The organism is Comamonas halotolerans, from assembly GCF_030162935.1.
Taxonomy (GTDB): domain Bacteria; phylum Pseudomonadota; class Gammaproteobacteria; order Burkholderiales; family Burkholderiaceae_C; genus Comamonas; species Comamonas halotolerans.
In genome coordinates this window covers 149,037-175,285 of record NZ_JASAUZ010000056.1, presented here as the reverse complement: position 1 = coordinate 175,285, position 26,249 = coordinate 149,037, and the positions used below count along the sequence as shown (strand labels likewise).

Genomic DNA, 26,249 nt, shown 5'->3' with positions numbered 1-26,249 from the left:
CCAGGTCAGTATTCAGGCCTGCCGTAACTGCAGCAGGCGTTGTTTGTAAGGGTTGATGGCCAGCGCAAACAGCACCACGGTGAAGCTCAGCAAAGTGACCACGGCAATCAGCGCGTAGCGCAGCCCGTCTGAGCCATTGATGGCGGTGAAGTGGTCACTCAGGGCGCCTGTGATCAGTGGGCCCAGGCCCACGCCCAGCAGTGTCATGAACAAGTTGAGCAAGGCTGCTGCCACGCTGCGCTCGGAAGCCATCACCATCTGGCTGATCGCGCTGTACGACAAGGTGGCAAACCAGCTGGCAAAGAAACCAAACACCAGGGCAAAGCCCATGGCATGGGGCACTTTAATGCTGCCAAGCATCCAGAAGTCACTCGCAGGCCATGAGAACAGGGCAATGCCTGCCGGTACGGCGCAGGCAGTGCCAAGCGCTGCCAGGCCCAGCTGCCAGCGGGCGTCGCGTTGGGTGAGTCTGTCGGAGAGCCAGCCGCAGAACATGGCGCCAAAGACTGCGCCCAAACCGCTGGACAGACCAAACACCAAGCCTGCTTCGGCAATCGACATCTGGTGGGTGCGAATGAAAAAGCTGGGTGCCCAGACTCCGTAGCCATAGCCTGCAATGCCTGCAATGCCACCGGCCAGACACACATTGCGCAGGGGCTTCATGGCCAGTAGACGCAGTACCTGACGGAACATGGATTCCTTGGGGATCACGGGAGTGCTGGTTGAGCTGGCGGGAGATTTCTCAGGCTCAAATCCACCACGTACAGGCTCTTTGACCACGAAGTAAACAATCACGCTGAGGATGACGCCCGGGATACCGAAGAACAGAAAGACTGCCCGCCAGCCGAAATATTGGGCAACCACGCCTCCGAGCACGAGGCCGAGCAGGGTGCCCAGGTTGGGGCCCATCATGAACAGGCTGATGGCGAAAGAGCGCATTTTGGGCGGGTACAAGTCCGAGACGGCGGAGATGGAAGGGGCCATGCCGCCCGCTTCACCGATGGCCACACTCATGCGAGCGACCAGCATGTGCCAGTATTGCGTGGCAAAGCCGCATGCCATGGTGGCCAGACTCCAGATGCCGCAGCAAATAGCCACAATGTTGCGGCGGTTGTACTTATCGGCCAAACGGCCTACGGGAATACCCAGAACTGCATAAAGAAGGCCGAATGCAAGGCCGGACAGCAGCCCCATCTCGGTGTCTGTGGCCCCGAACTCTTGCTTGATGGGTTCCATCAAAATGGAAAGAACCTGCCGATCAATGAACGAAAAGATATAGACCAGAGCCAGCAAGGCAAGGCTTAGATGCGTGCGCCAGTTGACCTGGGGGGGTGACGTGGTTGGTGTATGCATGAATGCATCGTGCGGCGACGATGCATGCGCGCCATCGTCTCTTTGGACGAAGCCCGGGTAATCCTGAGGCACGAGCATGGGGGCTTAAGACATAAAACAGCCCTTAAAGGAGACAAAAATGACGCAAAGTGCCCCGGTATTGCCAATAGCCCAAGTGCTGCAGGCGCAAAAAAGTGCTTTTGTGCAAGAAGGTCGAGTCAGTGCCGAAGTGCGTGTGCAACGCTTGCAGCAGCTGATTGATTTGCTGGTTGAGCACCAGAATGCTTTGTGTCAAGCCATGGAGGAGGATTTTGGGGGGCGCCATCCTGTTTTCTCTTTGAGCAATGACGTGCTGGGCTCACTGGCCTCACTCAAGCATGCCCGTGATCATGTGAAGCAGTGGATGGATGACTCAGAGCGCCCCAGCGTCAAGCCATTTGACATGTTTGGTGCAACTGCCTGGGTGAAATACCAGCCCAAGGGGGTGATAGGCATCATAGGGACATGGAATGCGCCCGTCTTCACACTGCTGTCACCGCTGGCCTGTGCGTTCGCTGCCGGCAATCGTGCGGTGCTCAAACCTTCCGAAATTGCGCCACGCACGGCACAGGTGCTGGCGCAGGCGATTGCGCAAAGCTTTGATCCGCAGGTGCTGACAGTGGTGCAGGGAGGCGTGGATGTGGCCCAGGCCTTTGCCCAGCAGCCCTGGGATCATCTGGTGTTCACGGGTTCAACGGCTGTAGGCCGGTCCATCATGGCGGCTGCCGCTCAAAATCTGGTTCCAGTGACGCTGGAGCTTGGTGGAAAGTCGCCCGCGCTGGTCAGCGAGACTGCAGACATCGCCAATGCAGCAGAGCGCATTGCAGTGGGCAAGGCGCTGAACTCTGGCCAGCTGTGTGTCTCCCCTGATACCGTCTGGGTGCACGAAACGCAGCTTGAAGCCTTGATGGAGCAGCTGGTGCAGCACTACCGGCAGATGTACCCGAGCATTGCCGGCAATCCGGATGTCACCCCCGTGGTCAATGCGCGCCACCTGGAGCGGCTTCAAAGCTATGTGCAGGATGCTCAGCAGCGCGGAGTGCGTGTGGTGGAAACAGCTCGCAGTGATGGGGAAGATCGTCGCTTGCCCCTGTCTCTGGTTGTCAACCCACCGCAGGAGGCACTGATTTCGCAGCACGAAATTTTTGGTCCAGCCATGGTGCTGCGCACGTTCTCGCAGATGGCCGATGCCGTGGCCGAGATCAACGCAGGTGAGCGACCACTTGCACTGTACTACTTTGGCAGCGATGAGGCCGAGCTGAACTGGGTGCTGGACCACACCCTGTCGGGGGGGGTGTCCGTCAATGACGTGGTCATGCATCCGGCCTTGGAGGATGCGCCTTTTGGTGGCATCGGGGCTTCCGGAATGGGCCATTACCATGGGCACGAGGGTTTTCTGGAGTTCAGCCATGCACGATCGGTCTATCGCGCTGGCAACCATGATCCACGCCGGGAATGGGGGATGCTTCCACCCTATGGCGAGCATTTGCTACCCACTTTGCGTGCTGCAGTCACGCCCTGAATGGGCCTCTTTTTGCCCGATGCTGCCCGATGCTGGCCCAGGCCTGCGGCTGTATGGGAAGAAACCATTGAGTGTGCCTGCTACAGGCTGGGCACGGTCACTATGACGATCCGAAGCTGCGCCAGTAGAGCGCGGCATTCATGAGGGGTGTCTGAATGCAGAATGTTTTCCGTCAGTTTTCACTTGAAGGCAAGGTCGCTGTGGTGACCGGGGCTGGAAAAGGCATTGGTCGAGCCTGCGCGCTGATGCTGGCGCAAGCAGGGGCCGATGTGGCCTTGTTTGCGCGTACCGCCCAGGATTTGGCCTTGGTGCAGGCAGAGATTGAAGCGCTGGGGCGGCAGGCCATTGCAGTGCAAGGCGATGTGTGCCAGGAGCAGGATCTGGAGCAGCTCATTGTCCAGACAGTGGCGCAGCTGGGGGCAGTGCACATCGTGGTTAACAATGTGGGAGGTGGTGGGCCCAATGATCCGCGCACGGTCAATGGTGCGGCGCTGGGCGATGTTCTGGCCTTCAACGTGGTGCCCGCGTATACCCTGGTGCAAAAAGCGGCACCTGCCATGCAGGCAGCAGGTGGTGGCGCAGTGGTCAACATTTCATCCACGGCTGCGCGTTATGCGCAAAAAAACTTCAGTGCCTACGGGGCTGCAAAGGCAGCACTCAACCAGTTGACACGTTGTCTGGCGCAGGACTATGGCCCGAACATACGTGTGAATGCAGTGGAGCCGGGCACCATCATGACGGATGCGCTGGCGCCATTTTTGACACCAGAGCGCACAACGCGCATGGAAAAAACCACACCGCTCGCACGTCTTGGCAGGCCTGAAGATGTGGCTGCTGCTGTGCTGTATCTGGCATCCTCAGCCGCAAGCTGGGTGACAGGCAAGGTGCTGGGCGTGGATGGCGGGGTGGAAGCGCCGAACTTTTGACAGGAGTTCTGTTTATTCCAAACGAGCCTTGAAGCATATTGGGCTGGCCATGCTAAAGGGCTCAACACTGCCCAGCGTTGGATGAACAGGCGCTAACGGCAGCGTTGCTATGTCTGTGTATGCCTCAGGTTGCGTTTGAATAAACGGCTTTTAGAGGGTGCGCCCCGCACGGTGGCCCGAGTGTATGGCTCCTTCGATATAGCCCAGGTTGTCGCAGTCGCCCAGCGTGCGCACAGGCACCGTGGTGAGCTGCTGCAACGTCTGTTGCACGCTGTGGTCGGCTTCGGCGCCCAGCGCCAGTACCACGGAGTCGGCGGCCAATGTCTGGCTGTTGCCGTCCTTGTCACGCCACACCACGTGCTTGCGCTCGATGCGGTTGACCTGCGCTTGCAGGTGCAGGGTGCCGTGGGCCTTGACCGCATCAAACACACGCCAGCGGCGAACAATGGCCAGTTCGGTGCCGGGGTGGGCGCCGGGTTCCAGCACGGTGACTTCGCGCCCACGTTCGAGCAGGAACTCAGCCAGTTCCATGCCGACAAGGCCTCCGCCCACAATCGCAACCCGCTTGCCCAGGGGCATCCAGAGCTTGGACAGCCCTTGAATGGCAGCCATGCTGTCGGTCACGCCCAGCATGCCACTGGCTTTGAACATGGCGCGCTCTGCCAGGCTCAGCTTGGCTTTGGCCACCTCGTCAGCACGGTCACCAGTCATCAGGCGACGCAACTCGTCACCACTCCAGACATGGTCTTGATCGGCACCTTCAATGGCCGGGGCAGCACGCTTGGCCCCAGTTGCTACCCAGATTTCATCGGGTCTCAGACTGTCGATCAGCTGGCGGTCTGCAGTGGTGTTCAGGCGCACCTCAATCATGGGATGCTGCATCTGCTGAACCAGATAGTCCAGCAGGCGGCCATTTTCAGGGTAGGCCAGTGCGGCAAAGAACAAGGTGCCGCCCAGGCGATTGCTGCGCTCAATCAGCGTCACGCGGTGCCCCCGCAGTGCCGCGACGCGGGCCGCTTCCATGCCTGACGGGCCTCCACCCACAATCAGCACATGCCTACTGGCCTGAGCGCGCACGATGGACGCTTCAATTTCGTGGCCGGTCTGGGCGTTCACGGCGCATTTGATTCCGCGATTCACAAAAATCTCACTCACGCAGGCATAGCAGTATATGCAGGGGCGCACACTGCTGGCCTGGTTGGCTTGCAGCTTGTTGGGCAGGTCAGGGTCAGCCAGCAACTTGCGGCCCATGGCCACAAAGTCGATTTCATGATTTCTGAGCGCGGCAGCTGCATCGTCCAGCTCCCAGCGGCCTGCAGAAATGATGGGGATGCGCACAGCCTGCTTGAACTGCTTGGCAAATGCACGGTAGGCCGCGGGCTTTTGCGGAATAGGGGCATCGGTGAAGGCTGATCCTGTGGGCATGCGTGCGTAGGCCGAAACATTGATCGCATCAACGCCCAGTGCTTCGCACAACCTGGCGGTTTGCAGGGCTTCATCCATGGTGATGCCACCAGGGGTGTGCATTTCTTCGGCATCCAGACGCACCCACACGGGGAAGCCAGGGCCTACGCGCTCGCGCACGGCAGTGAGCACTTCGCGCAGCAGACGGCTGCGGTTTTCGTAGCTACCGCCGTATTCATCCGTACGGCTGTTGAAAAACGGTGACAGGAAGTTGGCCAGCATGTAATTGTGCGCTGCGTGCACCTCAACAGCGTCAAAGTTGGCCTGCTTGGCACGCAAGGCGGCTGCGGCGAACCACTCGATCATTTGCGCGATATCGGCCTTGTCCATCACACGGTAGCGGTCGGGATACGGACCTACGCCAACAAAGGTTGAAAACTCTTTGGGCGTGATGGTGCGCATGGCCTCCGGGACAGGGGCTTCGGGGGGCAGAGAAGAAACCCACATCTCACGACCATTGGCACGGTCGTGTGCAGCCACCTTGCCACTGTGGTTGATCTGGATGGCGATCTTGCTGCCGTGCGCATGGGCTCGGCGTGTGACTTCGGACAGTCCTGGAATGAAGTAGTCCTCCGAGATACCGAGCTGGTGCGGCTCACTTGTGCCTGTGGGCCACGAGATGGCGGCTGTGCCCATGATGATCAGCCCTGCCCCACCTTGCGCACGCGCTTCGTAGTAGGCCTGGGTGCGCTCGCCGCAGATGCCATCCTTGCCACCGAAATTCTCACCCATGGGGGCCATGACAATGCGGTTGCGCAAAGCCATGTTGCCGATCATGCCCGGCGCAAGCAGGGGCTCGTGGGGGTTGCTCATTGTGGTTGTCTCCTGTTTTTGCGTGCCTTCTTTGGCCTGTTTTATGTTTGCTCTGCGCAGTGGACTGCGCTCTTGCCTCGCCAGATGTGGCAATTGCACCATGTCCATGCGGTCAGCCACATTAGTTTTGAAGCTGTGGCGCCGGCATCGTCCGTTTGCATGTGGTGATGCCCAGTTCCTTCGGTTTTGATGCGAACGGAACCCATACCTAGATTGAAAGGAGCAAACATGTCCACCATCGTGATGAGCGGTTGTGCCACGGGCATTGGTGCAGCCACCCGAGAGCTGCTGGAGTCTGCTGGTCACCAAGTCATTGGCATTGATATTCGGGATGCAGAGATCATTGCGGACTTGTCCACTGCGCAGGGACGCGGTCAAGCGCTCGGCGCAGTGCGTGCGCAATGTGGCGAAAGACTGGACGGTCTGGTGTTGTGCGCGGGGCTGGGCGCGCAGACAGCAGCAGTGGGCAAAGTGGTGTCGGTGAATTACTTTGGTGCGCTGGATCTGTTGGATGGCTTGCTGCCGCTGCTGCAAAAGGGGCAGTCCCCATCGGCGGTGGTGATTTCGTCGGTGGCCTCTGCACAGCTGAGCTGGGAGAAAAATCCGCTGGCGGCTGCGCTGGAAGCCGGAGATGAGGCTGGGGCCCGTGCCATCGTGGAGCAGGCAGGCGAGCACGGTGGAAATCTGGCTTATGCCGCCACCAAGAACGCTTTGACTGTGGCCGTGCGCAAGCGCTCACAACAATGGGGACAAAGCGGGGTGCGTCTGAACACTGTGGCTCCTGGAGCCACCGAAACGCCTTTGTTGCAGGCGGGCCTGCAGGATCCGCGCTACAGCGAATCCATTGCCAAGTTCCTGCCTCCCATGGGCCGACGCGCTGCGCCTGCAGAGATGGCCTCGGTGGTGGCATTTTTGCTCAGCGATGCTGCAAGCTATGTGCACGCTTCCCAGTTGTATGTGGATGGTGGCATAGATGCAGTGATGCGGCCCACCCAGTTTTGAGGAGCGTTCATGAATTCTCCCGAGCACATGACGCTGGTGGTGCAGCGCTATATTGATGCACTGAATGCCGGTGATCTGGATGGCATCGTGGCACTGTATGCCGAGGATGCCACGGTCGAAGATCCTGTTGGCAGTGCGGTGCAACATGGCCTGCCTGCCATACGCGCCTTCTACGCCACGTCGTTACAGCTGAAGTTGAAAGTCGCGCTGGAAGGGCAGGTGAGGGCTGTGTGCAATGAAGCCGTGTTCGCCTTCAAAGTGAGTTTTGAGCACCAGGGTGTTGCCACCACCATTGCTCCGATTGACCACTTCCGCTTTGACGATAAGGGACGGATTGTCAGCATGCGTGCGTTTTTTGGGGAGCAAAATATCAGCTCACAGTGACTGCACCAGCGTGCTTATGTGCTCCGGTACGTCCGAGTTCTTTTAGCATGCGTAATTTTGAAAAAGCAGGCCAAGGCCTGCTTTTTTGTTTTTTGTGGATGCGTGCCTTGGTGTGAGGAATAGGCAATCATCTGCAGGTTCTGGAGGCTGCTGTCTAGCGGCCTTGGAAGTCGGGTTTGCGTTTTTCAACGAAAGCGCGCATGCCTTCTTTCTGGTCGTGCGTAGCAAACAGCAATTGATTGGCCTTGCGCTCCAGCATCAAGGCAGTGGACAGTGAAGCATCCATGCCAGCAAGCACGACTTCCTTGATTTGCTGCACAGCCAGCGGCGGTAGCTGCGCAATATGTTGAGCCATTTGCAAAGCCTGAGCCTGCACCTCATCGTCTGGACAGACCAGGCTGACCAATCCCATGGCATAGGCTTCGTGTGCGCTGACCGGCTTGCCCGTGAGCAGGATGCGCATGGCGTGGAATTTGCCAACTGCCCGCACCAGACGCTGCGTGCCGCCGATGCCCGGCATGATGCCGATGCGCACTTCGGGCTGGGCAAAGCTGGCACTTTCCCCGGCAATGATGATGTCGCAATGCATGGCCAGCTCGGCGCCACCGCCAAAGGCATAGCCACAGACAGCCGCAATGATGGGCTTGGGGCATTGCTCGATCGGGGCCCACACGCGTTCGGTATGGCGCTTCAGAATGTCAATGGCACCGCAGTCTTCCATGCTTTTGATATCGCCCCCGGCAGCAAATACCCGATCACCGCCCGTGAGCACGATGCAGCGCACCGCATCGTTTTCCCCTAGTTCCTGGAACGTGCGTGACAGAGCCGCCTGCAATTCAAGGCTTAGCGCATTGGTGGCCTCGGGACGGTGCAGGCGCACCACAGCCACCTGATCCAAGTGTTGAACCTCCAGGACTGGCGCGGAGTTGGCGTGCTGTGCAAGGGGGGGAAGCGGTGTATTCATGGTGTGCTGGAGCTTTGATCTGCCAGGAATACTCTGGTCAGCAGGCTTTTTATTCATCGTCCTTTTGGACGTATCTGCAGGGGCTCGGGCTGCCTAAATTGGTGGCCATGAATACGGAAAAAACCCAAGAATTTCAATCGCGTGTGGTCTTGGTCACAGGCGGTACCAAGGGCATCGGCAAAGGCATTGCACAAGCCTTTTTGCAAGCGGGTGCAACGGTGGTGGTTTGCGGACGCCAAGCGCCGGATCAGTTGCCTTGTCATGGCGATCGGCAAGCTGAATTCATCGCTTGCGATGTGCGAGAGGCTGACGCCGTCAAAGCGCTGATCACCGAAGTGCAAACCCGCCATGCTCGCCTGGATGTATTGATCAACAACGCTGGTGGTGCGCCCCATGTGGATGCGGCCACGGTTTCACCGCGCTTTCACGAAAGCGTGCTGCGCCTGAACCTGTTCTCGACGCTGCACGCCTCGCAAGCGGCCAATGCCGTCATGCAGCAACAGCCTGAAGGTGGCGTGATTGTGTGCATTGGCTCGATCAGCGCGTTGCGTCCATCGCCCGGCACTGCCGCTTATGGCGCAGCGAAGGCTGCGGTGCTCAATCTGGTCAGCTCCCTCGCTGTGGAGTGGGCACCCAAGGTGCGGGTGGTTGCTGTCAGCCCCGGCCTGGTGCGCACGGAGCAATCACATCTGCACTTTGGCGATGAGGCGGGGATTGCTTCGGTCGCTCAGACGATTCCTGCGGGCCGACTGGCCGAGCCCGAAGACATCGCACAAGCATGCCTGTATGTGGCATCGCCTCGAGCGTCGTACATGAGCGGCACCAACTTGCTGCTGCACGGAGGGGGAGAGAGCCCTGCTTTCCTCAGTGCGGCCAACACCGACCAGGTGCACAAGAACTAAACAGGTTTTCAAAGGAGACAATCTTGGCTGAAGCAGAATGGATGAAAGAAGTCCGCGCTTACGTGGGCAAGCAATACGGGCGTGTGAATGCCTGGGACAAAGTCAACGCACCCATGATTCGTCAGTGGTGCGAGTTGATGAATGTGCAGGTGAAGACCAATGCGCAGGGCCAGGTGGTTGCTCCACCGGCCATGCTTCAGGTCTGGTGCATGGAAGGCCCGACGCTCAACAACTATCCACCGGGTTCCACCACAGAGAACCCGTACGAAGTGCTCAAGGTGATCGAGGCCAATGGCTTCGCCTCGACAGTGGCGGTCAACTCCGAGCTGACGTTTGACCGCGATGTGGTGGAGGGTGAAGACCTCTACTACACCACCCGCCTGGATGCGGTCAGCGAGCAAAAGACCACGGCGTTGGGCACGGGCTACTTCGTCACGCTGATCATGGACTACTTCTCGATTGGCGCCAGAGACGGCGCGGACGAGCATGTGGGCCAGCTGATGTTCCGCGTCTTCAAGTTCGCACCTGCTCAGGTGCATACGCCTGCTGCCGATGCAGGTGCGGGCGCTTCGGCCATTCCCAAGATCAAGCGTCCCAAACCTGGTGTCAGTGATGACTCACGTTTCTTCTGGGAAGGTGTCCAGCAGGGCAAGCTGCTGATCCAGCGTTGCAAGGGGTGCGGCGAACTGCACCACCCGCCAGGGCCGGTCTGCCCTCACTGCCATTCGTTCGAGTGGGACACGGTGCAGTCCAGTGGCAAAGGCGAGGTGTATTCCTTTGTTGTCATGCACTACCCCGAAGTGCCTCCGTTTGAGCATCCAAATCCGATTGGTCTGATCGAGCTGGATGAGGGCACGCGCCTGGTGGCGCAGCTGGTGGGCATCAAGCCGGCGGATGTGCAAATCGGCCAGAAGGTGCAGGTGGAGTTCAACAGTTTTGACGATGGTGAGCTGACGTTGCCTCAGTTTCGCCCCGTGTCTGCCTAAAGAGGTGGAGCATGGACTTTCAATTGACTGAAGACCAGCGCGCATTCGCCGACATGGCCCAGAGCCTGTTCGCCGACTTTGCGAACGACGACAGGCTGCGTGCCCATGACACCTCGGGCCAGTCCTATATGCAGGAGCTGTGGCAGCAATGTGTGGCTGCAGGGCTGCACAGCATTGTGGTGCCGGAAGCTGCAGGTGGGCTGGGGCTGGGCATGACCGAGCTGATGGCTGTGCTGGAGCAGCAAGGCCGCGCACTGGCCGCCGTGCCGCTGTGGCAGCAGCAGGTGGCAATCGCTGCCCTGGCACAGTTTGCTGGTGCTGCTGACGTCAGTGCCACCGTGCAGTCTGGAATGGACGGTGCGTTGATTGCGTTGTCACTGGAAAACCTGTTCAGCTCCCATGGTCCGCAGCTGCACCTGGATGGGCAGAGCGTGCGCGGTGTGCAACATGCTGTGCTGCTGGCCGATCAGGCCCAGGTGGCATTGCTGGCTGCCACCGACAGCCAGGGCGAGCACCGGCTGGTGCTGGTGGACTTGCAGGCTGCGCAGGTACAACGCGCCGCGGGCAAAAGCCAGCATTACTGGGGTGTGGCCGATCTGACGTTCAACAACGTGCCCGTGCTGGCAGTGCTGGAAAGCGCTGCGGTGCGCTGGGTTTATGAGCGTGCACTGGCAAGTGCGGCCAGCGTGCAGCAGGGCGTGACCCAGGAACAGCTTCGCCGCACCGTGGAGTATGTGAGCGAGCGCAAACAGTTTGACCGCCCGATTGGTTCCTTCCAGCTGGTGCAGGGGCAGATGGCGGATGGCTACATCCTGATGCAGGCGCAGCGCTCTGCGCTCTATCAGCTGCTGTGGCGCCTGGACACAGGCTTGCCATGCGCGCCACAGGCACACGGCCTGCGTGCGCAATCCAACGAGATGGGGTTGAAGGTGGGCCGTGTGGCGCAGCACGTGCACGGAGGCATGGGGGTGGATGTGACCTATCCCATGCACCGCTTTTTCCTCTGGTGCCGTGCTCTGGCTGTGGAGCTGGGTAGCGCGGACCATCACCTTGAAGCGCTTGGCCAATGGCTGGCAGACAACGACAACCTCGGCTGGAAGTACGACCTTCCGGAAGATCGCTAAACGGAATTTGAGACATGAGCATCCAAACACCTCGCTTTGCATCGGTTCAAGTCGGTGATGAGCTGCAACCGCAGACAGTGCCCGTGACCGTGCCTTTGGTCGCCGGCGGCGCCATTGCCACACGCGACTATTTTCCGGGCCACCACGATCGTGATGCGGCCCGTCAGCTGGGTTCCCCCCACATCTTTATGAACATCCTGACCACCAATGGTCTGGTGCAAAGCTTTGTCGAGCAGTGGGCTGGCCCCGAAGCACGCCTGATGGATCTGAAGATCCGTCTGGGTGTGCCGAACTACCCCGGCGACACCATGAAGTTCACAGGCGCAGTCACTGAGAAGAACGATGCTGCGCACAGCGTGACCATCACGCTCAAGGGCGTGAACTCCATGGGCTCGCACGTCAGCGGCACGGTACAGGTTGAGTTGCCTGCCTAAGGTGCGCCGCACAAGAACTACAAAGATTCAAAGGATTGCCTGTGACTGATATGAATATCTCCGGACGTGCTGCCATTGTGGGACTGGGTGCCACAGAATTCTCCAAGAACTCGGGACGCACCGAACTGCGCCTGGCCATGGAGGCCACGCTGACTGCGCTGGCTGATGCCGGCATCGACCCCAAAGAGGTGGACGGTTTCTCTTCCTACACCATGGACAAGGTGCCAGAGTACGAGATTGCCCGTCTGCTGGGTTCGCGCAAGGTGAACTTTTTCTCGCAGGTGCCGCACGGGGGCGGCGCCGCCTGCGCGCCCGTGCTGCATGCTGCCATGGCGGTGGCAACCGGAATTGCCAAGACCGTCGTGGTGTACCGGGCCATGAATGAGCGCAGCTGGTACCGCTTTGGCACGGGTGACTACAACTTTGGTGACAAGCCTTTCTTCGACAGCGTCAACTATGGCTGGTACATGCCTCATGGCTTTCACACGCCAGCGGCCTGGGTGGGTATGTTCGCCCGCCGCTACATGCATGCCTATGGTGCGACCAGCGAGGACTTTGGCCGTGTGGCAGTGGCAGTGCGTGACTTTGCGGCGACCAACCCTGCGGCTTTCTTCTACGGCAAGCCCATCACCCTGGATGACCACCAGAAGAGCAAGTGGATCTGCGAGCCTTTGCATTTGCTGGACTGCTGCCAGGAGTCGGATGGTGCAGTGGCCATGGTCATCACCAGCAGCGATCGCGCAAAGGACCTGAAGGCCAAGCCCGTATACATCAAGGGTGCTGCTCAAGGCATGAGCGAAGGCCAGCAGAGCATGACATCGTTTTACCGCAAGGACATCACCGATCTGCCCGAGATGGGCTGGGTGGCCCAGCAGCTGTGGCAGCAAAGCGGCCTGAGCCCCAGGGACATCCAGACAGCAGTGCTGTATGACCACTTCACTCCATTCGTGATGACACAGCTGGAAGAGTTCGGCTTCTGCGGTCGAGGTGAAGCGAAGGACTTTGTGCGCGCCGGCCAGCATGCTCGCGGTGGCTCTTTACCAATCAACACCCACGGCGGTCAGCTGGGCGAGGCCTACATCCACGGCATGAACGGCATTGCAGAGGGTGTGCGTCAGGTGCGTGGCAGTGCGGCCAATCAGGTGGACAAGGTGCACAACGTGGTGGTGACTGCCGGTACCGGCGTGCCCACCAGCGGCCTGATTCTGGGCGATCAAGCCTGAGCCGGAGGGAGAGCAAGCCATGTTTATTGACTTGACCCCGGAGCAGCATGCGCTGCGCCTGAAGTGCCGTGACTACTTCCAGACCCTGATGACCCCGGAGCTCAAAGCGCGCATGCGCGGAGCGGAAGGGGGCGAGGAATACCGCAGCATCATTCGTCAGATGGGCCGTGACGGCTGGCTGGCCATTGGCTGGCCCAAGGAATACGGTGGCCAGGGCCTGTCGGCCACAGAGCAGCTGATCTTTTTTGAGGAAGCCAATATTGCGGGTGCGCCGCTGCCGTTTGTGACCATCAGCACCGTGGGGCCTGCCCTGATGGAGCATGGCACGGAAGCGCAAAAGCAGGCGTTTCTGCCCGGCATGGCCACTGGCGACATCATTTTCGCCATTGGATATTCGGAGGCTGGCGCTGGCTCGGACCTGGCCATGCTCAAAACCGAAGCGCAGCTCGAAGGCGACCTCGAGAGCGGTCACTTCGTGGTCAACGGGCAAAAGCTGTGGACCTCGGGCATCGAGTCGGCCGACTATGTCTGGCTGGCAGCGCGCACCAGCAAGGAGCTGGCTCGTCACAAAGGTATCACGCTGATGGTGGTGGACACCAAGGCCAAGGGCTTTTCACACACGCTGATTGAGACGGTGGGCTCCTATACGGCGGCCACCTACTACGACAACGTGGAAGTGCCCGCCAGCCGCATGATCGGTCAGCTCCATGGGGGGTGGAAGCTCATCACTGCACAGCTCAATCACGAGCGTCTGGGGCTGGGTGCCTGGTCAGACAAGGTCTTTGCCCAATACACCAAGGTGTTGCAGTGGGCCAAGGCCAAAGACGAAAACGGGCGTCGTGCGGTCGATCTGCCCTGGGTGCGCCGCAGTCTGGCTGAGTGTTATGCGCGCATGGAAGCCATGCGCCTGATGAACTTCCGCATTGCTGCTGACCTGGAAGCGGGCGCCATGGACGTGGCGCTGGCCTCGACGACCAAGGTCTATGGATCCGAAGGTGTGGTGGAAATCTTGCACCGTCTCATGGACATCGTTGGCAGCAGCGCCCTGGTGCGTGGCAATTGCGCGGCATCGTTCCTGATGGGGGAGCTGGAGTTTGAAGTGCGTGCGGCGCCCATTAACACTTTTGGCGGCGGCACCAATGAGATCCAGCGTGAGCTGATTGCGCAGTTCGGCCTCGGCATGCCCAGACCTCAGCGTTGACCGGCGCGCACTGACTGCCGCGCCCATTCTCACTACATGCCAAATATATAAATTCAGGAGACAAGTGATGAGCGCAGAGACGATGGTCTGCCCCACGGTGCAGGCTTCTACCCCTGTGGTGCCACGTGATGTCACGCAGGCGAAAATGGACAAACGTTCTGAAATTGCCAGCCGCTTCAAGGCATCGGACCCGTACACGATTGCCGACAGGCTGGAAAGCTGCGCGGTGCAATGGGGAAATCGCATTTTCCTGTGCGAAGGTGATGCCCGCTTTACCTACAGTGATGTGAATGCCAAAGTCAACCAGGTGGCACGTGCTTTGCAAACTCTGGGGGTTCGCCGCGGAGACGTGGTGGCCATGTCCCTGGAAAACCGCGCAGCCTTCTTTTTCGTCTGGCTGGCTATTAACAAGCTGGGGGCGATTGCAGGTTTTTTGAACACACATGTCAGCGGCAAGCCACTGGTGCATGCGCTGGAAGTGACCCGAGCGCAGTTTGTAGTGGTTGGCGAAGAGTGTGTCCCGCGTTTTGCCGCAACGTCCGACTTGCCCTCAGGTGTCACCTGGCTGCATTGGCCAGATAGCGATCGTCCGTGTGATGCCCTGTTGCTCGCCCGTTTTGGCCGTGACCTCCAAGCGGCTGCAGCCTTGCAAACCGATAGCAGCAACGTGCCGCAAAGCTGGCGTGACGGCCTCACGGCAGGTGAAACTGCGCAATACATCTTTACCAGCGGTACCACGGGGTTGCCGAAAGCGGCCGTCATCAGCCATGCTCGCTGGCTGATGTCGGGGGATACGATGAGGGCGCTGTGGGAGATCACGTCAGAAGATGTGTTTTACTGCTTCCTGCCGATGTACCATGCCGCCGCCTCGATGTCTGCGACCAGCACTGCCATGAGTGCAGGAGCTAGTGTGGTGGTGCGTCGCAAATTCAGCCGCAGTGAGTTCTGGCACGATGTGCGCCGCTATGGCATCACGTTTTGCCAGTATGTGGGAGAGATCTGCCGCTTCTTGCTGAGCGCGCCCGCCCATGTACAGGACCAGGTGCATACATTGCGCAAAATGTCCGGCACGGGCATGACCAGCGAGCTGTGGCAGCAATGGAGTGCCCGTTTTGGGAACCACTTTCAGGTGTTTGAAGGCTGGGGGAGCACCGAGGCCAATGCAAGCACGGTGAATGTGGACAACCGCATTGGTGCCTGTGGTCGAGTCCCTTACTGGGAAAAAACGAATTTGCGCCTGGTGCGATATGACCAGGAAAAAGGGGACTACGTGCGCGATGCGCAGGGCTTCTTGCAGCTCGCTGCGGTCAACGAGCCAGGTGAGGCTCTGGGCATGCTGATGCAGTATCCAGACATCGTCGCAGGGCGTTTTGAAGGCTACACCAGCGCGGAGGCCACGGAGAAAAAAATCCTGCGCAATGTCTTCAAGGAGGGCGATGCGTGGTGGGCTTCCGGCGACTTGTTGCGCTGTGACGAAGACGGCTATGTCTGGTTTGTGGATCGCATTGGCGATACCTTCCGCTGGAAAAGCGAGAACGTCTCCACCATGGAGGTCAGCGATGCCTTGGGTGATTTCCCGGGGCTGGATGCCATCAACGTCTATGGTGTACATGTGCCGGGTCATGGAGGTCGCGCCGGGATGGCGGCATTGCTCATGCAGAAAGGTCGCAGCTTTGATCCGGAGGCGTTTTGCCAGTTTGCCCTGCAGCGCCTGCCGCGCTATGCAGCACCGCTTTTTGTACGGCTGGTTGATGCACCAGACATGACGGGTAACTACAAACTGCGCAAGGTGGACCTGCAAAAACAGGGCTATGACACGGCACAGGTCAGCGACCCATTGTTTGTGCGGGACGACCACCAGGGACGCTATGTGCCTGTCACTGCAGAGTCTGTCGAAAGGGCATTGCGTGCATAACTCCAGTCCCATGTCAGGCGTGCAGCTTAAAAAGGACTCACCGCTGCGCTACCCGTTTTCTCCACCGGCGGCAGATGGCAGCGTGGTGGAAGTTGCGGCAGGCGTGTTGTGGCTACGCATGCCCATGCCCATGTCGCTGGACCATATCAATGTGTATCTGTTGCGCGATGGCCCGGGCTGGGCCATTGTGGACACGGGACTGGGACTGCCAGCCACGCGTGCTTTGTGGGAGCAAATATTCACGACAGGCCAACTGGCCGGGCACAAGCCTACCAGGTTGATCTGTACCCATTGCCACTACGACCATGCAGGTGCTGCCGCCTGGTTGCAAGCGCATTTCAATATTCCCCTGCTCATGAGCTATGGCGAGTTCATGATGCTGCGCCTGCAAATGGGTCCACCGCCGGACCCATTGCCGCAGGCACATGCAGACTTCTATGCCTGTTCAGGCCTGGACGATGAGCAGGTGCAGCGCATGTTTGCGGTGCTGCGCAAAGATCCATTTAGGAATGTGCCTCCTGTGACCTATGAGCGACTGCGCCATGGTCAGGTGCTACACCTGGGGGACGATGCTTGGCAGGTGGTGGTTGGAGAAGGACATTCGCCCGAGCATGTATGTCTGTATGACGCACGCCGCAAGATTCTGGTGGCTGGTGACCAGTTGTTGCCAGGCATTACCTCGAATGTGATGGTCACGCCGTTCGAGCCCAACGGCAACCCTCTGCAAGGGTGGCTGGAGTCCATGCGTCGTTTGCGTGAGCTGGATGCGCAAACGCTGGTGCTGCCTTCTCACCAGGGTGTGTTCTACGGTGTCAGAGAACGAGCGGACCAGATGGTGGCTCACCATATGGATCAATTTTCCATGGTGCGCACTCACCTGCGGCAACATCCGCGGGCCAGTGCTGCAGACATCATGCATGTGCTTTTTCCCAGGCTGCGCAGCCCCATGGACCAGTTGCTGGCATTGGGCGAGACTTTTGCGCACCTCAACTGGATGCGGTGTCAGGGGGAGTTGCAACGCATCCGGGGTAACAACAAGATTGATTATTTCTCGCTTGTCGAGTAAGGAGGCAGCCAGATGACGGAGTTGGAGACTTTTCAGCAAGAAGTGGCGCAATGGTTGCAAGACAACTGCCCGCCCAGCATGCGTCGCCCGATTGTGGGTGAAGAGATGGTCTGGGCGAGCTCTCAGTTGCAGTTCATCAGCGAAGACCAGAAGCTGTGGTTTGAGCGCATGCGTGATCGCGGTTGGTTTGCGCCATCGTGGCCTGTGGAGTACGGCGGTGGTGGCTTGAGCCCCAAGCAGGCGCGCATTGTCGAAGTCGAAATGGCCAAGCTGGGTTGCCGCCAGCCTCAGTACAACCTGGGTGTGTGGATGTTGGGCCCTGTGCTTCTGGAGGCCGGTACCCATGAGCAAAAGCTGGAACATCTGGTTCCGATGATGCAGGGGGTACGTCGCTGGTGCCAGGGTTTTTCGGAGCCTAATGCGGGCTCCGACCTGGCAAGCCTGAAAACTTCGGCCAAGCGTGTGAACGATGCCGAGGGTGAGGCCTACATCATCAATGGAAGCAAGATCTGGACTTCGGACGGCGACAAAGGTGACTGGATGTACGCCTTGGTTCGCACCAGCAACGAAGGCAAGAAGCAGGATGGCATCAGCTTTGTGCTGATTGATATGAAATTGCCCGGGGTGACGGTCAAACCGATCGAGCTGATCAGCGGCAAGTCCAGCTTTTGTCAGGTGTTCTTTGACGATGTTCGCGTACCAGTGCGCCAGCTCGTAGGCAAAGAGGGTGAGGGCTGGAGCCTGGCCAAAAAGCTGCTCCAGCACGAGCGCGCCGCCATGTCCAAGTTCACCGAAGGTGGTGCGCCTTCGCACGATGCCCTGCAAACTGCATTGCCGTATTTGCTGCAGGGGCAGGATCTGCCGCAGCAAGCGGTACTGCGAGACCAGCTCGCTGGCGTGATGATGGATGCACAGGCATTTGCTCTGACTCACCGCCGCGTGACCGAGCAAGCACTGGCGCGACAGGATGTGTCGGGCCCTGCCAGCATTATGAAACTGGTTCAGACCGAGCAGGAAGTGAGCAAATACGAGCTGTTGCAACGCATCATGGGTTTGCGCGGGCTGGGCTGGGAGGGGCAGGACTTCAGCGCCGATGAGCTGGAAGTCTGCCGCGCGTGGCTGCGCTCCAAAACCTATACCTTGGGTGGTGGAAGCTCGGAGGTGCAGCTCAACATCATCGCCAAGCGTGTGCTGGGGTTGCCGTCCTGAGCTTGCGCCAGTTGTTCACGTGTCAGCCAATCAACCGCAGTTCGCGCATAAGCAGCAACGCGCTCAAAGCCGTGCCAGTCGTGTGCGAGTTGCCCATAAAAAAAGAGTGGTCAAGCTTGTGCTCCAAGCGGAAATCCTGCAAGCGCTGCTTCACCACTTGTTCAAGGAGACAAAACCATGTCAATGCTTTTGACTGAGGAACAGGCATTGTTGCGGGACAGTGCAGCAGATTTTCTTCAAACCCAGACGCCGGTAACCCTCATGCGCCAGCTGCGTGACCAGCAAGTCCTGCAGGGTTTCGACAGCAAGGTGTGGCAGCAAATGGTGGAAATGGGCTGGCCTGCTGCCGTGCTGCCGGAGGAGCATGGCGGTCTGGCTGTGGGCTATCTGGGCCTGGGCAGCGTGTTTGAACACATAGGCCGTCAACTGGCAGCCCAGCCCTTGCTGACGCAGGCGGTGATTGCGCCGGAGCTGCTGCTGCGTGCAGGCAATGCCCAGCAGCAAGCGCACTGGTTGCCGCTGCTGGTTGAAGGTAAGGCGCGAGTGGCATTGGCCCTGGATGAGGCCTCGGGCCACCACCTGCCGCAGTCTTTGCAGACACGAGCAGAGCAAACCACCACAGGTTGGAGTCTGAGTGGCAGCAAGTTCTTTGTGATAGATGGCGTGGGTGCCGATGCGTTTGTGGTGGCTGCTGCTGGCGCTGGAGCAGTGGGCCTGTGGCTGGTGCCCGCGAATTTGCAGGGAGTGCGTGTTCAGCGTCAGGTGCTCGCGGATAGCCGCAATGTTGCGCGTGTTGATTTTGAGCAGGTCGTCCTGAGTGCCGACATGGCCTTGACAGCCATGCCTGCGCGTGCTGCGCTGGATGCGGTGCTGGATCGTGCCCGAGCCTGCCTGGCGGCAGAATCGCTGGGGCTGTTACGTGAGGTGTTCGAGCGCACGGTGGCGTATCTCAAAGAACGTGTGCAGTTTGATGTCCCCATTGGCTCCTTTCAGGCACTGCAGCACCGCGCAGCACGTCTGTATACCGAGCTGGAATTGCTGCACAGCTGTGTACTGGGAGCGCTGGAGGCGATTGATTCCGGTAACGAGCATGCCATTGCCCTTCAATGCAGCCTTGCCAAGGCCAAAGCTTCGGACCTGTGCGAACGACTGTGCAATGAGGCGGTGCAACTGCACGGAGGGATTGGTGTGACAGACGAGCTGGATATTGGCCTGTTTCTCAAGCGGGCTCGGGTGCTTCAGCGCAGTCTGGGCGATGGCTTGTTCCATCGCAACCGTTACGCACAATTGAAAGGGTTTTGAGATGTTGCCGACTGAAACCGCAGCCCCGACATTGGGGGCCCAATTGCAAGCTATCCGCGTGCAACTGACATCGCCAGGTGCACCATTCGCTTTGGAGCAGGTGCAACTACCCAACGGTCAGCAAGTGGCTGCGTATCGCAATGCGTTCCAGACATTGCCGGATCTGCTCAATGCAGGGCGCGCGCATGGCAGTGCAGAGTTCATGGTGTATGGGCAAGACCGCTGGACGTTTGACCGTTTGTTTGCGGCCGCTGACGCGCTGGCCAGTCGTTGGCAAAAAGACTGGGGCGTTCAGGCAGGCATGCGTGTGGCCATTGCCATGCGCAATCGCCCGGAATGGGTGGTGGCGTTTGTGGCTGCCGGTTTGTTGGGGGCCGTGGTCGTTCCGATCAACAGTTTTGGTCTGACGCAGGAACTGGTGGCCAATTTGCAAGACACCAGCCCCACCTGGCTGGTGTGCGATGCCGAGCGTTTCGCGCGTGTGCAATCGCAGCTGCCAGTGCTGAGTATTCAGTGTCTGGTGGTGGACGGTGAAGGCGGTGCTGCGGAATGGGGCGCGATGATCGCAGAGGGGCACAGCGGTTGGGATGCTGCGACGCTCCAGCCTGACGAAACAGCCGTCATTTTGTTCACTTCAGGTGCGACCAGTCGCTCCAAAGGGGTGGCTTCTTCGCACCGTGCGGTATGTCAGGCGGTGTTCAATATCGACTGCATCAGCGCCATGGCAGCCATGGTTTCGCCCGATGCGATCGCCAAGATCATGGCGCGCAAGCTGCAGCCCACCACTTTGTCAGTCGTACCGTTGTTCCATGTCAGCGGTCTGCATGCGCAATTGCTGGTGGCGTTGCGCCATGGTCGTCGTCTGGTATTCATGTACCGATGGGATGCGGCGCAGGCGCTGGAGTTGATTCGTAGTGAAAACATCACCCAGTTCAATGGCGCACCCAGCATGGTGCAGCAAATGATGGCTTTGCCCCAGTTCCTGGATCCTGCCTACAGTGGCAATTTGTCCGGCGTGGGTTTTGGTGGCGGGGGCTTGCATGCACGATTGGTTGACGAGGTGCTCAACAATTTCAGTGGACGGATGTCGGGCATCGGATTTGGTCTGACCGAATCGAACGGGGTGTGCGCTGGTAGCTCGGGGCGCATGTTTGAAGCGCACCCACGCAGCGCAGGGGTGCTGTCTCCGATCATTGAAGTGCGCATTGCAGATGTCGATGGCTCGGCCCTGCCAGTGGACGAGGCAGGGGAAATCTGGCTCAAGGGCGTGACCATGATGCAAAGCTACTGGCAACAGCCTGAGGCTACCGCACAGGCCATGCACGATGGGTGGTTTCGCACCGGGGATATCGGGGTGATGAACAGCGAAGGATTTTTGACCATCGTGGATCGTATCAAGGACGTGATCAACCGCAATGGTGAAAAAATTGCCGCCGCAGAAGTCGAATCCTGCCTGCTGCAGCATGAAGCGCTCGATGAAGCCGCAGTGTTTTCCATGCCGCATGCAGATACGGGTGAACAGGTGGTGGCAGTAGTGGTTGCACCATCAGGTGTGGACGCCTTGCAGCTCAAGGCTTTTGTTTCGCAGCGCCTGGCCAGCTACAAGGTTCCCAACCAGATTGTGGTGAGCGCCGAGCCTTTGCCACGTAATCCGGCAGGCAAGGTGCTGAAGACCGCTATTCGAAAAGAATTTGCGCATCTGATCGAATCAAGCTGAGCGTTTGCTTGTGACCACTGACGACTGGACGAGCGCAGAGGTGGTCGGATCTGGAGGCTATGTCATGGCCACCGCCATGGGTTCTGGCAGGCCTGGTTCTTCAGGCCAGATCAGCCAATTTTGCTGCCTGCTTTAGCTCTCATAACAAGGCGCGCTTCTAAACTTCAACACTTACTAGGTCTTTTTGTTTTTGTCTGCCAAAAGACGCACAAAAACTTCTCCCTGTTTACCCTTATCCGACCCGTCTGTGATTGTTTGCAGATGGGTTTTTTCTTTGTGCATCAAGGTGTTGTGATTTTTAGGGAATCGATTTAGTCCCATCGGACGATGGGTAAAAAAGTCAACGCAGACAACATTGCCTGGCCAATTCGAAGTGCTTGTGCATGAAGTCAATTTCTAGCCCAAGTCTGAATATTTTCACAGAGGCAAAAAAGTAGTTCCAGAACTAAGGAGACACTAATGAAGTTTGTGATGACAAAGACCCCACTGGCTGTGGCCGCAGCTTTGCTGATGGCTACGTCGGTATGGGCCAAAGTGCCTGCATCGGAGGCTGACAAGCTGGGTAAGGAGCTGACGTGCGTGGGCGCAATCAAGGCGGGGAACAAGGAGGGAACGATTCCTGAGTTCACCGGCAAGTGGTTGAACGCACCCGAAAGTCTTGGGCATGTGAAGGCCAGCGGCAAACATCCCACAGACCTGTTTGCCGATGAGAAACCACTGTTCTCCATCACGGCAGAGAACATGGCGCAGTACGAAGACAAGCTCAGCCCTGGCCAAAAGGCCATGCTGCAAAAGTACAAGTCCTATCGCATTCCTGTGTATCCCGGTCACCGCGATTTCCGTTATCCCGACATCGTGTGTGAAACCGCCAAAAAGAATGCGCTGGAAGCGGAGCTGATGCCCGATGGTCTGGGCCGTACAGGCTATGCAGGCTCTATCGGGTTTCCTTTTCCCAAAGACGGCCTGGAAGCCATCTGGAACAATTTGCTGCCTTTCCGCGCGCACACAGAGGCCACCGTGCGCGATACGGCCAACGTGATGTCCACGGGCAACATCACCTGGGGACGCACCGATAACCGCAATCTGGATATGACCAGCAACCCTGAAAACCTGGGCAAGAAGCTGGAAGGTGTCATGGCCTACACCATGAACAAGGCATTGTTGCCTGACCGTGAAAAAGGTGGTGTGACCAACTCGGTAGAGCCCGTGAACTTTGGCAAGGACAAGCGCCTGGCATGGAACTATGACCCCGGTACACGCCGCGTTCGCCAGTTGCCCGAGTATGGTTTTGACCAGCCCATGGCCGGGACTGGCGGAAAAATGACCATTGACTCGGACCGCCTCTTCAACGGTTCGCCCGAGCGCTACAACTGGAAGTTGTTGGGCAAACGCGAGATGTTCATTCCCGCGAACACCTACAAGCTGCATTCCAACACCGTCAAGTACGACAGCCTGCTGACACCCAATCACCCCAATCCGGACTATATGCGCTATGAGCTGCGCCGAGTGTGGGTGATTGAAGGCACGCTCAAGGACAACTACCGCCACCTGTATGCAAAGCGTGTGCTGTTTGCGGACGAAGACACCGGCCAGGCCGTTGCCTCCGATATGTACGACGCACGTGGTCAGCTGTGGCAGCACGGGATTGTCAACACTTACTACTCGTTTGACATCAATGCATGGCACGCCGGCAGTTCCTTCTTCCACGACCTCAATGCAGGCTCTTACATGGCATATGGCTTGTTCCAAGAGCGCCCCAAGGGTCCTATCTTGAACAAGGGCGATCTGGTGCCTTCGATGTTCACTCCTGAAGCCGCTCGTAACGCAGGCAACTGATCTATCCATTCAAAGCGATGACCATGAAAAACAATATGAAAAAGCTCTCGCCAGTTGCCTTTGCCGCCTTGATGATGGGCATGGGGGCAGTTCAGGCTGGGGAGACCATCGATCTTGGCGATGGCCTGAACCTGGACTGGCGCTTGAATTTGAGCTATGGCCTGGGCGTGCGTGTGGCCAATCCATCGCCTATTCTGGCTTCGGACGGTAACCGCAACTTTGACAAAGGCTCTTTGACAGCGAACCGTCTGGGCGCGCTGTTTGAAAGCAAGCTGTCCAAGGGAAGCTCGGGTATTGTGTTGACTGGCAGTGTGTTCTACGACGATGTCTACCACCGTCGCAATGACAATGATGGCCCTATCAGCACACCTGGTCCGGCTGATCGTTTCACCTCCGAGGCCAAGCGTTACGGCGGCGGTTACGCCCGCTTGCTGGATACCTATGTCTACACCGGCTTCAATGTAGGCTCGTCGCGCGCCACGATTCGTCTGGGGCGCCAGGTGGTGAACTGGGGTGAGTCCATGTACTTCGCCAATATTGCGGCAGCCCAGGGCCCCAGCGATGCGGCCAAGGCGGCGTCTCCAGGTGCCGAAATCAAGGAAGTGTTGCTGCCAGAAGACCAGATTGCGGCTTCGATTGAGCTGACGCCCAATCTGTCATTGTTGGCGCACTACCAATTCGGTTTCCATGAAACGCTGTTGCCTGCCGTTGGCATGTATACCAGCACGACCAACTTGCTGGGCCATGGCGCCAGATGTGGCAACACCGGCCCTACATGCTATTTGCCGCGAATGGGTGATATTCGTCCCAGCGATTCCGGGCAATGGGGTATCGGTGGACGTTATCGCGTGACCAACGAGACCGAAGTTGGTCTGTACTACCTCGACTACAAGGATCGCTCACCCAGCATTGTCATGAGTGGAGGCGGCTACAGAGTCCGTTACTTCGATGACGTGCAAATGCTGGGCACGACGCTGAGCACCACGTTTGGCAAGTTCTCGTTGTTCAGTGAAGCCAGCTATCGCAAGGGTACGCCAGCGTTGATGGGCGCGTATGCCACGCCAGTGCGCTCGAATGTGGTGCAGGCCAACGTGGGCGGTATCTACAACATCGGTCGTACAGGGTTTGCGGATGATGTTTCGCTGGCTGCGGAAGTATCCGGCTCTCGCGTGATGAGTGTCGAGCAGGGCAATATCAATGACCTGAACTTCCAGACACGCAATTCCTTGGTCGCTGCAGCTACTTTGACACTGGGTTTCCCAGGCATCACCGAAGGCTGGGATCTGACCGTGCCTATCAGCTACCAGGCGCAGCTGCGTGGCCGAGCCATGGTGGGTACCTTTGGTGGCGGCCAAGGCGACAGCCGCTTCAGCATCGGCGCCACCTTTGTGCGTCACAGCAATTACTCGGTGAACGTGACTTACACGAATTACCTGGGTAGCCCTTCCAATGATCCATTGCGCAACCACGTCATGGCTGACCGTGACCAGGTGAGCATGACTATGAAGTACTCGTTCTAAAGCACCGAGCGCTATGCCCAAACAACGTGTTGCTTACGCGGTGTTTGGGCTTTGATTTTTAGGAAAGCAAGTATGCGAACTTGGAACACAAAGCTTAGGAGCATGGCTGCGCTGGTAGCTGCCCTGGCCTGGAGCAGCGCCGCGTCAGCATCGCCGTTGCTCAATGCATTTCCGCCTTTGCCCAAAGTTGTGCCAATGATGCCGCCGACCGTGTTGCACAGTGACACCCAAGGGGAAATTCGCTTCAAGTCCAGCAGTCCTTATGACCTGGATGTGCTGCTGAGCCAGTCCAACGTGGCTGAGGCATCGATGGGGATGGGGAGATTGTCTTTGCCCGCGAAAGCCAGCGAGACACATCCCGTACCTGCCGTGGTGATTTTGCCTGGTGGTGCAGGAGCCATACCCGGTCGTGAAAATGAAACCGCCAAGATGCTGACGGATAACGGTATTGCCGTTTTTGTGCTGGACAACCTGAAACCAAGAGGCATCAGCGAAGGGATGCCCGATGAATTGAAAATCATGGGGGTTTCCGAATTTGATGCCGTTGCGGATGCCTATGCCGCTTTGCGCACATTGAACAAGCACCTTGCCATTGATCCGCAGCGCATTGGCCTGCTGGGCTTCTCCAAGGGGGGTGTTGCTGCGCGAATGAGTCTGGACGAGCGTATTTATGAGAAGCTGGCGCCTGATGTGACTGCATTCGCTTTGCATGTGGACTTTTTTGGCCCTTGTTATGCAAAGATGCAGATTCGGCACACAACCGGTGCTCCTTTGGTAAGTTTCCGCGCAGAGCGGGAAGAGGGCACTCACTATCTGGCAACGTGTGCAGCCGAGGAAGCCTTGCTGCGTGAAGCCGGGTCTGCTGTCAGCTCGGTGGTGTATTCCAAGGCAGAACATGGCGTTAAGACCGAACAGCTTGCTGGCGCAAAGACAATGGCAAGCTCCAAGGTGCAGGAATGCATGATTGCCTTTGATGACAAGGACATACCGACATTCGAAGGCAAGGCGCTGATTCCTTCGGATGCGAAAACTGATCGTCAGACACGCTACCTTATTCGATCGCAAAACAGCAAAGCATTGGATGAGTGTGTCAAAGTGGGCTATGTCAGTGGTCGCAGTGAAACGGCGCGTAAATTGGCCAATCGGCAGCTATTGCAGTTTCTCAAGTTGAACTTCAGGTTGTCTTAACCCATCACCTTTGCGAATCATCTTCTGATTAGACGAGCCAGTGCCAAGCACTGGCTTTTTTGTGTGCCAAGGGTGCGCAGAGCAGGTCTGAAGCGGCTGGATAAAGCCCTGGGCTTTGGGATGACGCATTCGTCAATGGACGTAGGGCTGCAATGGGAGCTTGTTGCCCTCAAGCCAGCA

The 26,249-nt window shown here is 58.4% G+C and carries 21 protein-coding genes; 18 read left to right on the top strand and 3 right to left on the bottom strand.

Annotated features, from left to right (window positions below; all coding sequences use genetic code 11):
• Positions 1 to 12: 12 nt before the first annotated feature.
• A complete protein-coding gene (locus QEP11_RS16405) occupies positions 13 to 1,353 on the bottom strand; it encodes a spinster family MFS transporter (RefSeq protein WP_284337716.1) in 1,341 nt (446 codons plus the stop codon).
• A gap of 118 nt (positions 1,354 to 1,471) precedes the next feature.
• On the opposite strand from QEP11_RS16405, the gene QEP11_RS16400 reads away from it, so the two are divergent.
• Entirely contained in the window at positions 1,472 to 2,893 is a 1,422-nt protein-coding gene (locus QEP11_RS16400; protein ID WP_284337715.1) for a coniferyl aldehyde dehydrogenase, read from the top strand.
• 155 nt (positions 2,894 to 3,048) lie between these two features.
• Complete coding sequence (locus QEP11_RS16395) at positions 3,049 to 3,819, top strand: SDR family NAD(P)-dependent oxidoreductase (protein ID WP_284337714.1); 771 nt, start codon at positions 3,049 to 3,051, stop codon at positions 3,817 to 3,819.
• 150 nt (positions 3,820 to 3,969) lie between these two features.
• Here QEP11_RS16395 and QEP11_RS16390 read toward each other — a convergent pair whose 3' ends face one another.
• A complete protein-coding gene (locus tag QEP11_RS16390; RefSeq protein ID WP_284337713.1) occupies positions 3,970 to 6,096 on the bottom strand; it encodes an oxidoreductase in 2,127 nt (708 codons plus the stop codon).
• Positions 6,097 to 6,324: 228 nt separating this feature from the next.
• Here QEP11_RS16390 and QEP11_RS16385 point away from each other — a divergent pair, with 228 nt between their 5' ends.
• Together QEP11_RS16385 and QEP11_RS16380 are read left to right on the top strand one after the other, a co-directional pair.
• A complete protein-coding gene (locus QEP11_RS16385) occupies positions 6,325 to 7,098 on the top strand; it encodes an SDR family oxidoreductase (protein ID WP_284337712.1) in 774 nt (257 codons plus the stop codon).
• A gap of 9 nt (positions 7,099 to 7,107) precedes the next feature.
• Entirely contained in the window at positions 7,108 to 7,482 is a 375-nt protein-coding gene (locus tag QEP11_RS16380; RefSeq protein ID WP_284337711.1) for a steroid Delta-isomerase, read from the top strand.
• Between the two features lie 154 nt (positions 7,483 to 7,636).
• On the opposite strand, the gene QEP11_RS16375 is transcribed toward QEP11_RS16380, so the two are convergent.
• The gene (locus tag QEP11_RS16375; RefSeq protein WP_284337710.1) at positions 7,637 to 8,446 is read right to left on the bottom strand and encodes an enoyl-CoA hydratase; all 810 of its coding nucleotides are present in this window, start codon (positions 8,444 to 8,446) and stop codon (positions 7,637 to 7,639) included.
• 107 nt (positions 8,447 to 8,553) lie between these two features.
• Here QEP11_RS16375 and QEP11_RS16370 point away from each other — a divergent pair, with 107 nt between their 5' ends.
• From QEP11_RS16370 to QEP11_RS16305, 14 genes are all read left to right on the top strand, one after another.
• Entirely contained in the window at positions 8,554 to 9,348 is a 795-nt protein-coding gene (locus tag QEP11_RS16370) for an SDR family oxidoreductase (RefSeq protein WP_284337709.1), read from the top strand.
• Between the two features lie 23 nt (positions 9,349 to 9,371).
• Entirely contained in the window at positions 9,372 to 10,334 is a 963-nt protein-coding gene (locus QEP11_RS16365; protein WP_284337708.1) for a Zn-ribbon domain-containing OB-fold protein, read from the top strand.
• 11 nt (positions 10,335 to 10,345) lie between these two features.
• Positions 10,346 to 11,458 (top strand): acyl-CoA dehydrogenase family protein, encoded by a 1,113-nt coding sequence (locus QEP11_RS16360; RefSeq protein WP_284337707.1) that lies wholly within the window; start codon positions 10,346 to 10,348, stop codon positions 11,456 to 11,458.
• Positions 11,459 to 11,472: 14 nt separating this feature from the next.
• Complete coding sequence (locus QEP11_RS16355; RefSeq protein WP_284337706.1) at positions 11,473 to 11,892, top strand: MaoC family dehydratase; 420 nt, start codon at positions 11,473 to 11,475, stop codon at positions 11,890 to 11,892.
• Positions 11,893 to 11,942: 50 nt separating this feature from the next.
• A complete protein-coding gene (locus QEP11_RS16350) occupies positions 11,943 to 13,115 on the top strand; it encodes a lipid-transfer protein (protein ID WP_284337760.1) in 1,173 nt (390 codons plus the stop codon).
• 19 nt (positions 13,116 to 13,134) lie between these two features.
• Positions 13,135 to 14,316 (top strand): acyl-CoA dehydrogenase family protein, encoded by a 1,182-nt coding sequence (locus QEP11_RS16345; protein ID WP_284337705.1) that lies wholly within the window; start codon positions 13,135 to 13,137, stop codon positions 14,314 to 14,316.
• Positions 14,317 to 14,383: 67 nt separating this feature from the next.
• Positions 14,384 to 16,231: a long-chain-acyl-CoA synthetase gene (locus QEP11_RS16340; protein WP_284337704.1), complete on the top strand. Its 1,848-nt coding sequence runs from the start codon at positions 14,384 to 14,386 to the stop codon at positions 16,229 to 16,231.
• Positions 16,224 to 17,297 carry an MBL fold metallo-hydrolase gene (locus tag QEP11_RS16335; protein WP_284337703.1) on the top strand — a complete coding sequence of 358 codons (1,074 nt, stop codon included), beginning with the start codon at positions 16,224 to 16,226 and terminating at the stop codon, positions 17,295 to 17,297. The genes QEP11_RS16340 and QEP11_RS16335 overlap by 8 nt, the downstream gene beginning before the upstream one ends.
• A gap of 12 nt (positions 17,298 to 17,309) precedes the next feature.
• Complete coding sequence (locus QEP11_RS16330) at positions 17,310 to 18,506, top strand: acyl-CoA dehydrogenase family protein (protein WP_284337702.1); 1,197 nt, start codon at positions 17,310 to 17,312, stop codon at positions 18,504 to 18,506.
• Between the two features lie 177 nt (positions 18,507 to 18,683).
• Positions 18,684 to 19,808 (top strand): acyl-CoA dehydrogenase family protein, encoded by a 1,125-nt coding sequence (locus QEP11_RS16325; RefSeq protein WP_284337701.1) that lies wholly within the window; start codon positions 18,684 to 18,686, stop codon positions 19,806 to 19,808.
• Between the two features lies 1 nt (position 19,809).
• Positions 19,810 to 21,525 carry a class I adenylate-forming enzyme family protein gene (locus QEP11_RS16320; RefSeq protein ID WP_284337700.1) on the top strand — a complete coding sequence of 572 codons (1,716 nt, stop codon included), beginning with the start codon at positions 19,810 to 19,812 and terminating at the stop codon, positions 21,523 to 21,525.
• A gap of 459 nt (positions 21,526 to 21,984) precedes the next feature.
• A complete protein-coding gene (locus tag QEP11_RS16315) occupies positions 21,985 to 23,361 on the top strand; it encodes a DUF1329 domain-containing protein (RefSeq protein WP_284337699.1) in 1,377 nt (458 codons plus the stop codon).
• Between the two features lie 23 nt (positions 23,362 to 23,384).
• The gene (locus tag QEP11_RS16310) at positions 23,385 to 24,881 is read left to right on the top strand and encodes a DUF1302 domain-containing protein (protein WP_284337698.1); all 1,497 of its coding nucleotides are present in this window, start codon (positions 23,385 to 23,387) and stop codon (positions 24,879 to 24,881) included.
• Positions 24,882 to 24,983: 102 nt separating this feature from the next.
• Positions 24,984 to 26,069 (top strand): dienelactone hydrolase family protein, encoded by a 1,086-nt coding sequence (locus QEP11_RS16305; protein ID WP_284337697.1) that lies wholly within the window; start codon positions 24,984 to 24,986, stop codon positions 26,067 to 26,069.
• Positions 26,070 to 26,249: the final 180 nt, after the last annotated feature.

Coding starts and splice junctions, on each gene's coding strand:
- QEP11_RS16405 (WP_284337716.1), bottom strand. CDS start 1,353: ATGCATACACCAACCACGTCACCCCCCCAGGTCAACTGGCGCACGCAT.
- QEP11_RS16400 (WP_284337715.1), top strand. CDS start 1,472: ATGACGCAAAGTGCCCCGGTATTGCCAATAGCCCAAGTGCTGCAGGCG.
- QEP11_RS16395 (WP_284337714.1), top strand. CDS start 3,049: ATGCAGAATGTTTTCCGTCAGTTTTCACTTGAAGGCAAGGTCGCTGTG.
- QEP11_RS16390 (WP_284337713.1), bottom strand. CDS start 6,096: ATGAGCAACCCCCACGAGCCCCTGCTTGCGCCGGGCATGATCGGCAAC.
- QEP11_RS16385 (WP_284337712.1), top strand. CDS start 6,325: ATGTCCACCATCGTGATGAGCGGTTGTGCCACGGGCATTGGTGCAGCC.
- QEP11_RS16380 (WP_284337711.1), top strand. CDS start 7,108: ATGAATTCTCCCGAGCACATGACGCTGGTGGTGCAGCGCTATATTGAT.
- QEP11_RS16375 (WP_284337710.1), bottom strand. CDS start 8,446: ATGAATACACCGCTTCCCCCCCTTGCACAGCACGCCAACTCCGCGCCA.
- QEP11_RS16370 (WP_284337709.1), top strand. CDS start 8,554: ATGAATACGGAAAAAACCCAAGAATTTCAATCGCGTGTGGTCTTGGTC.
- QEP11_RS16360 (WP_284337707.1), top strand. CDS start 10,346: ATGGACTTTCAATTGACTGAAGACCAGCGCGCATTCGCCGACATGGCC.
- QEP11_RS16355 (WP_284337706.1), top strand. CDS start 11,473: ATGAGCATCCAAACACCTCGCTTTGCATCGGTTCAAGTCGGTGATGAG.
- QEP11_RS16350 (WP_284337760.1), top strand. CDS start 11,943: ATGAATATCTCCGGACGTGCTGCCATTGTGGGACTGGGTGCCACAGAA.
- QEP11_RS16345 (WP_284337705.1), top strand. CDS start 13,135: ATGTTTATTGACTTGACCCCGGAGCAGCATGCGCTGCGCCTGAAGTGC.
- QEP11_RS16340 (WP_284337704.1), top strand. CDS start 14,384: ATGAGCGCAGAGACGATGGTCTGCCCCACGGTGCAGGCTTCTACCCCT.
- QEP11_RS16330 (WP_284337702.1), top strand. CDS start 17,310: ATGACGGAGTTGGAGACTTTTCAGCAAGAAGTGGCGCAATGGTTGCAA.
- QEP11_RS16325 (WP_284337701.1), top strand. CDS start 18,684: ATGTCAATGCTTTTGACTGAGGAACAGGCATTGTTGCGGGACAGTGCA.
- QEP11_RS16320 (WP_284337700.1), top strand. CDS start 19,810: ATGTTGCCGACTGAAACCGCAGCCCCGACATTGGGGGCCCAATTGCAA.
- QEP11_RS16315 (WP_284337699.1), top strand. CDS start 21,985: ATGAAGTTTGTGATGACAAAGACCCCACTGGCTGTGGCCGCAGCTTTG.
- QEP11_RS16310 (WP_284337698.1), top strand. CDS start 23,385: ATGAAAAACAATATGAAAAAGCTCTCGCCAGTTGCCTTTGCCGCCTTG.
- QEP11_RS16305 (WP_284337697.1), top strand. CDS start 24,984: ATGGCTGCGCTGGTAGCTGCCCTGGCCTGGAGCAGCGCCGCGTCAGCA.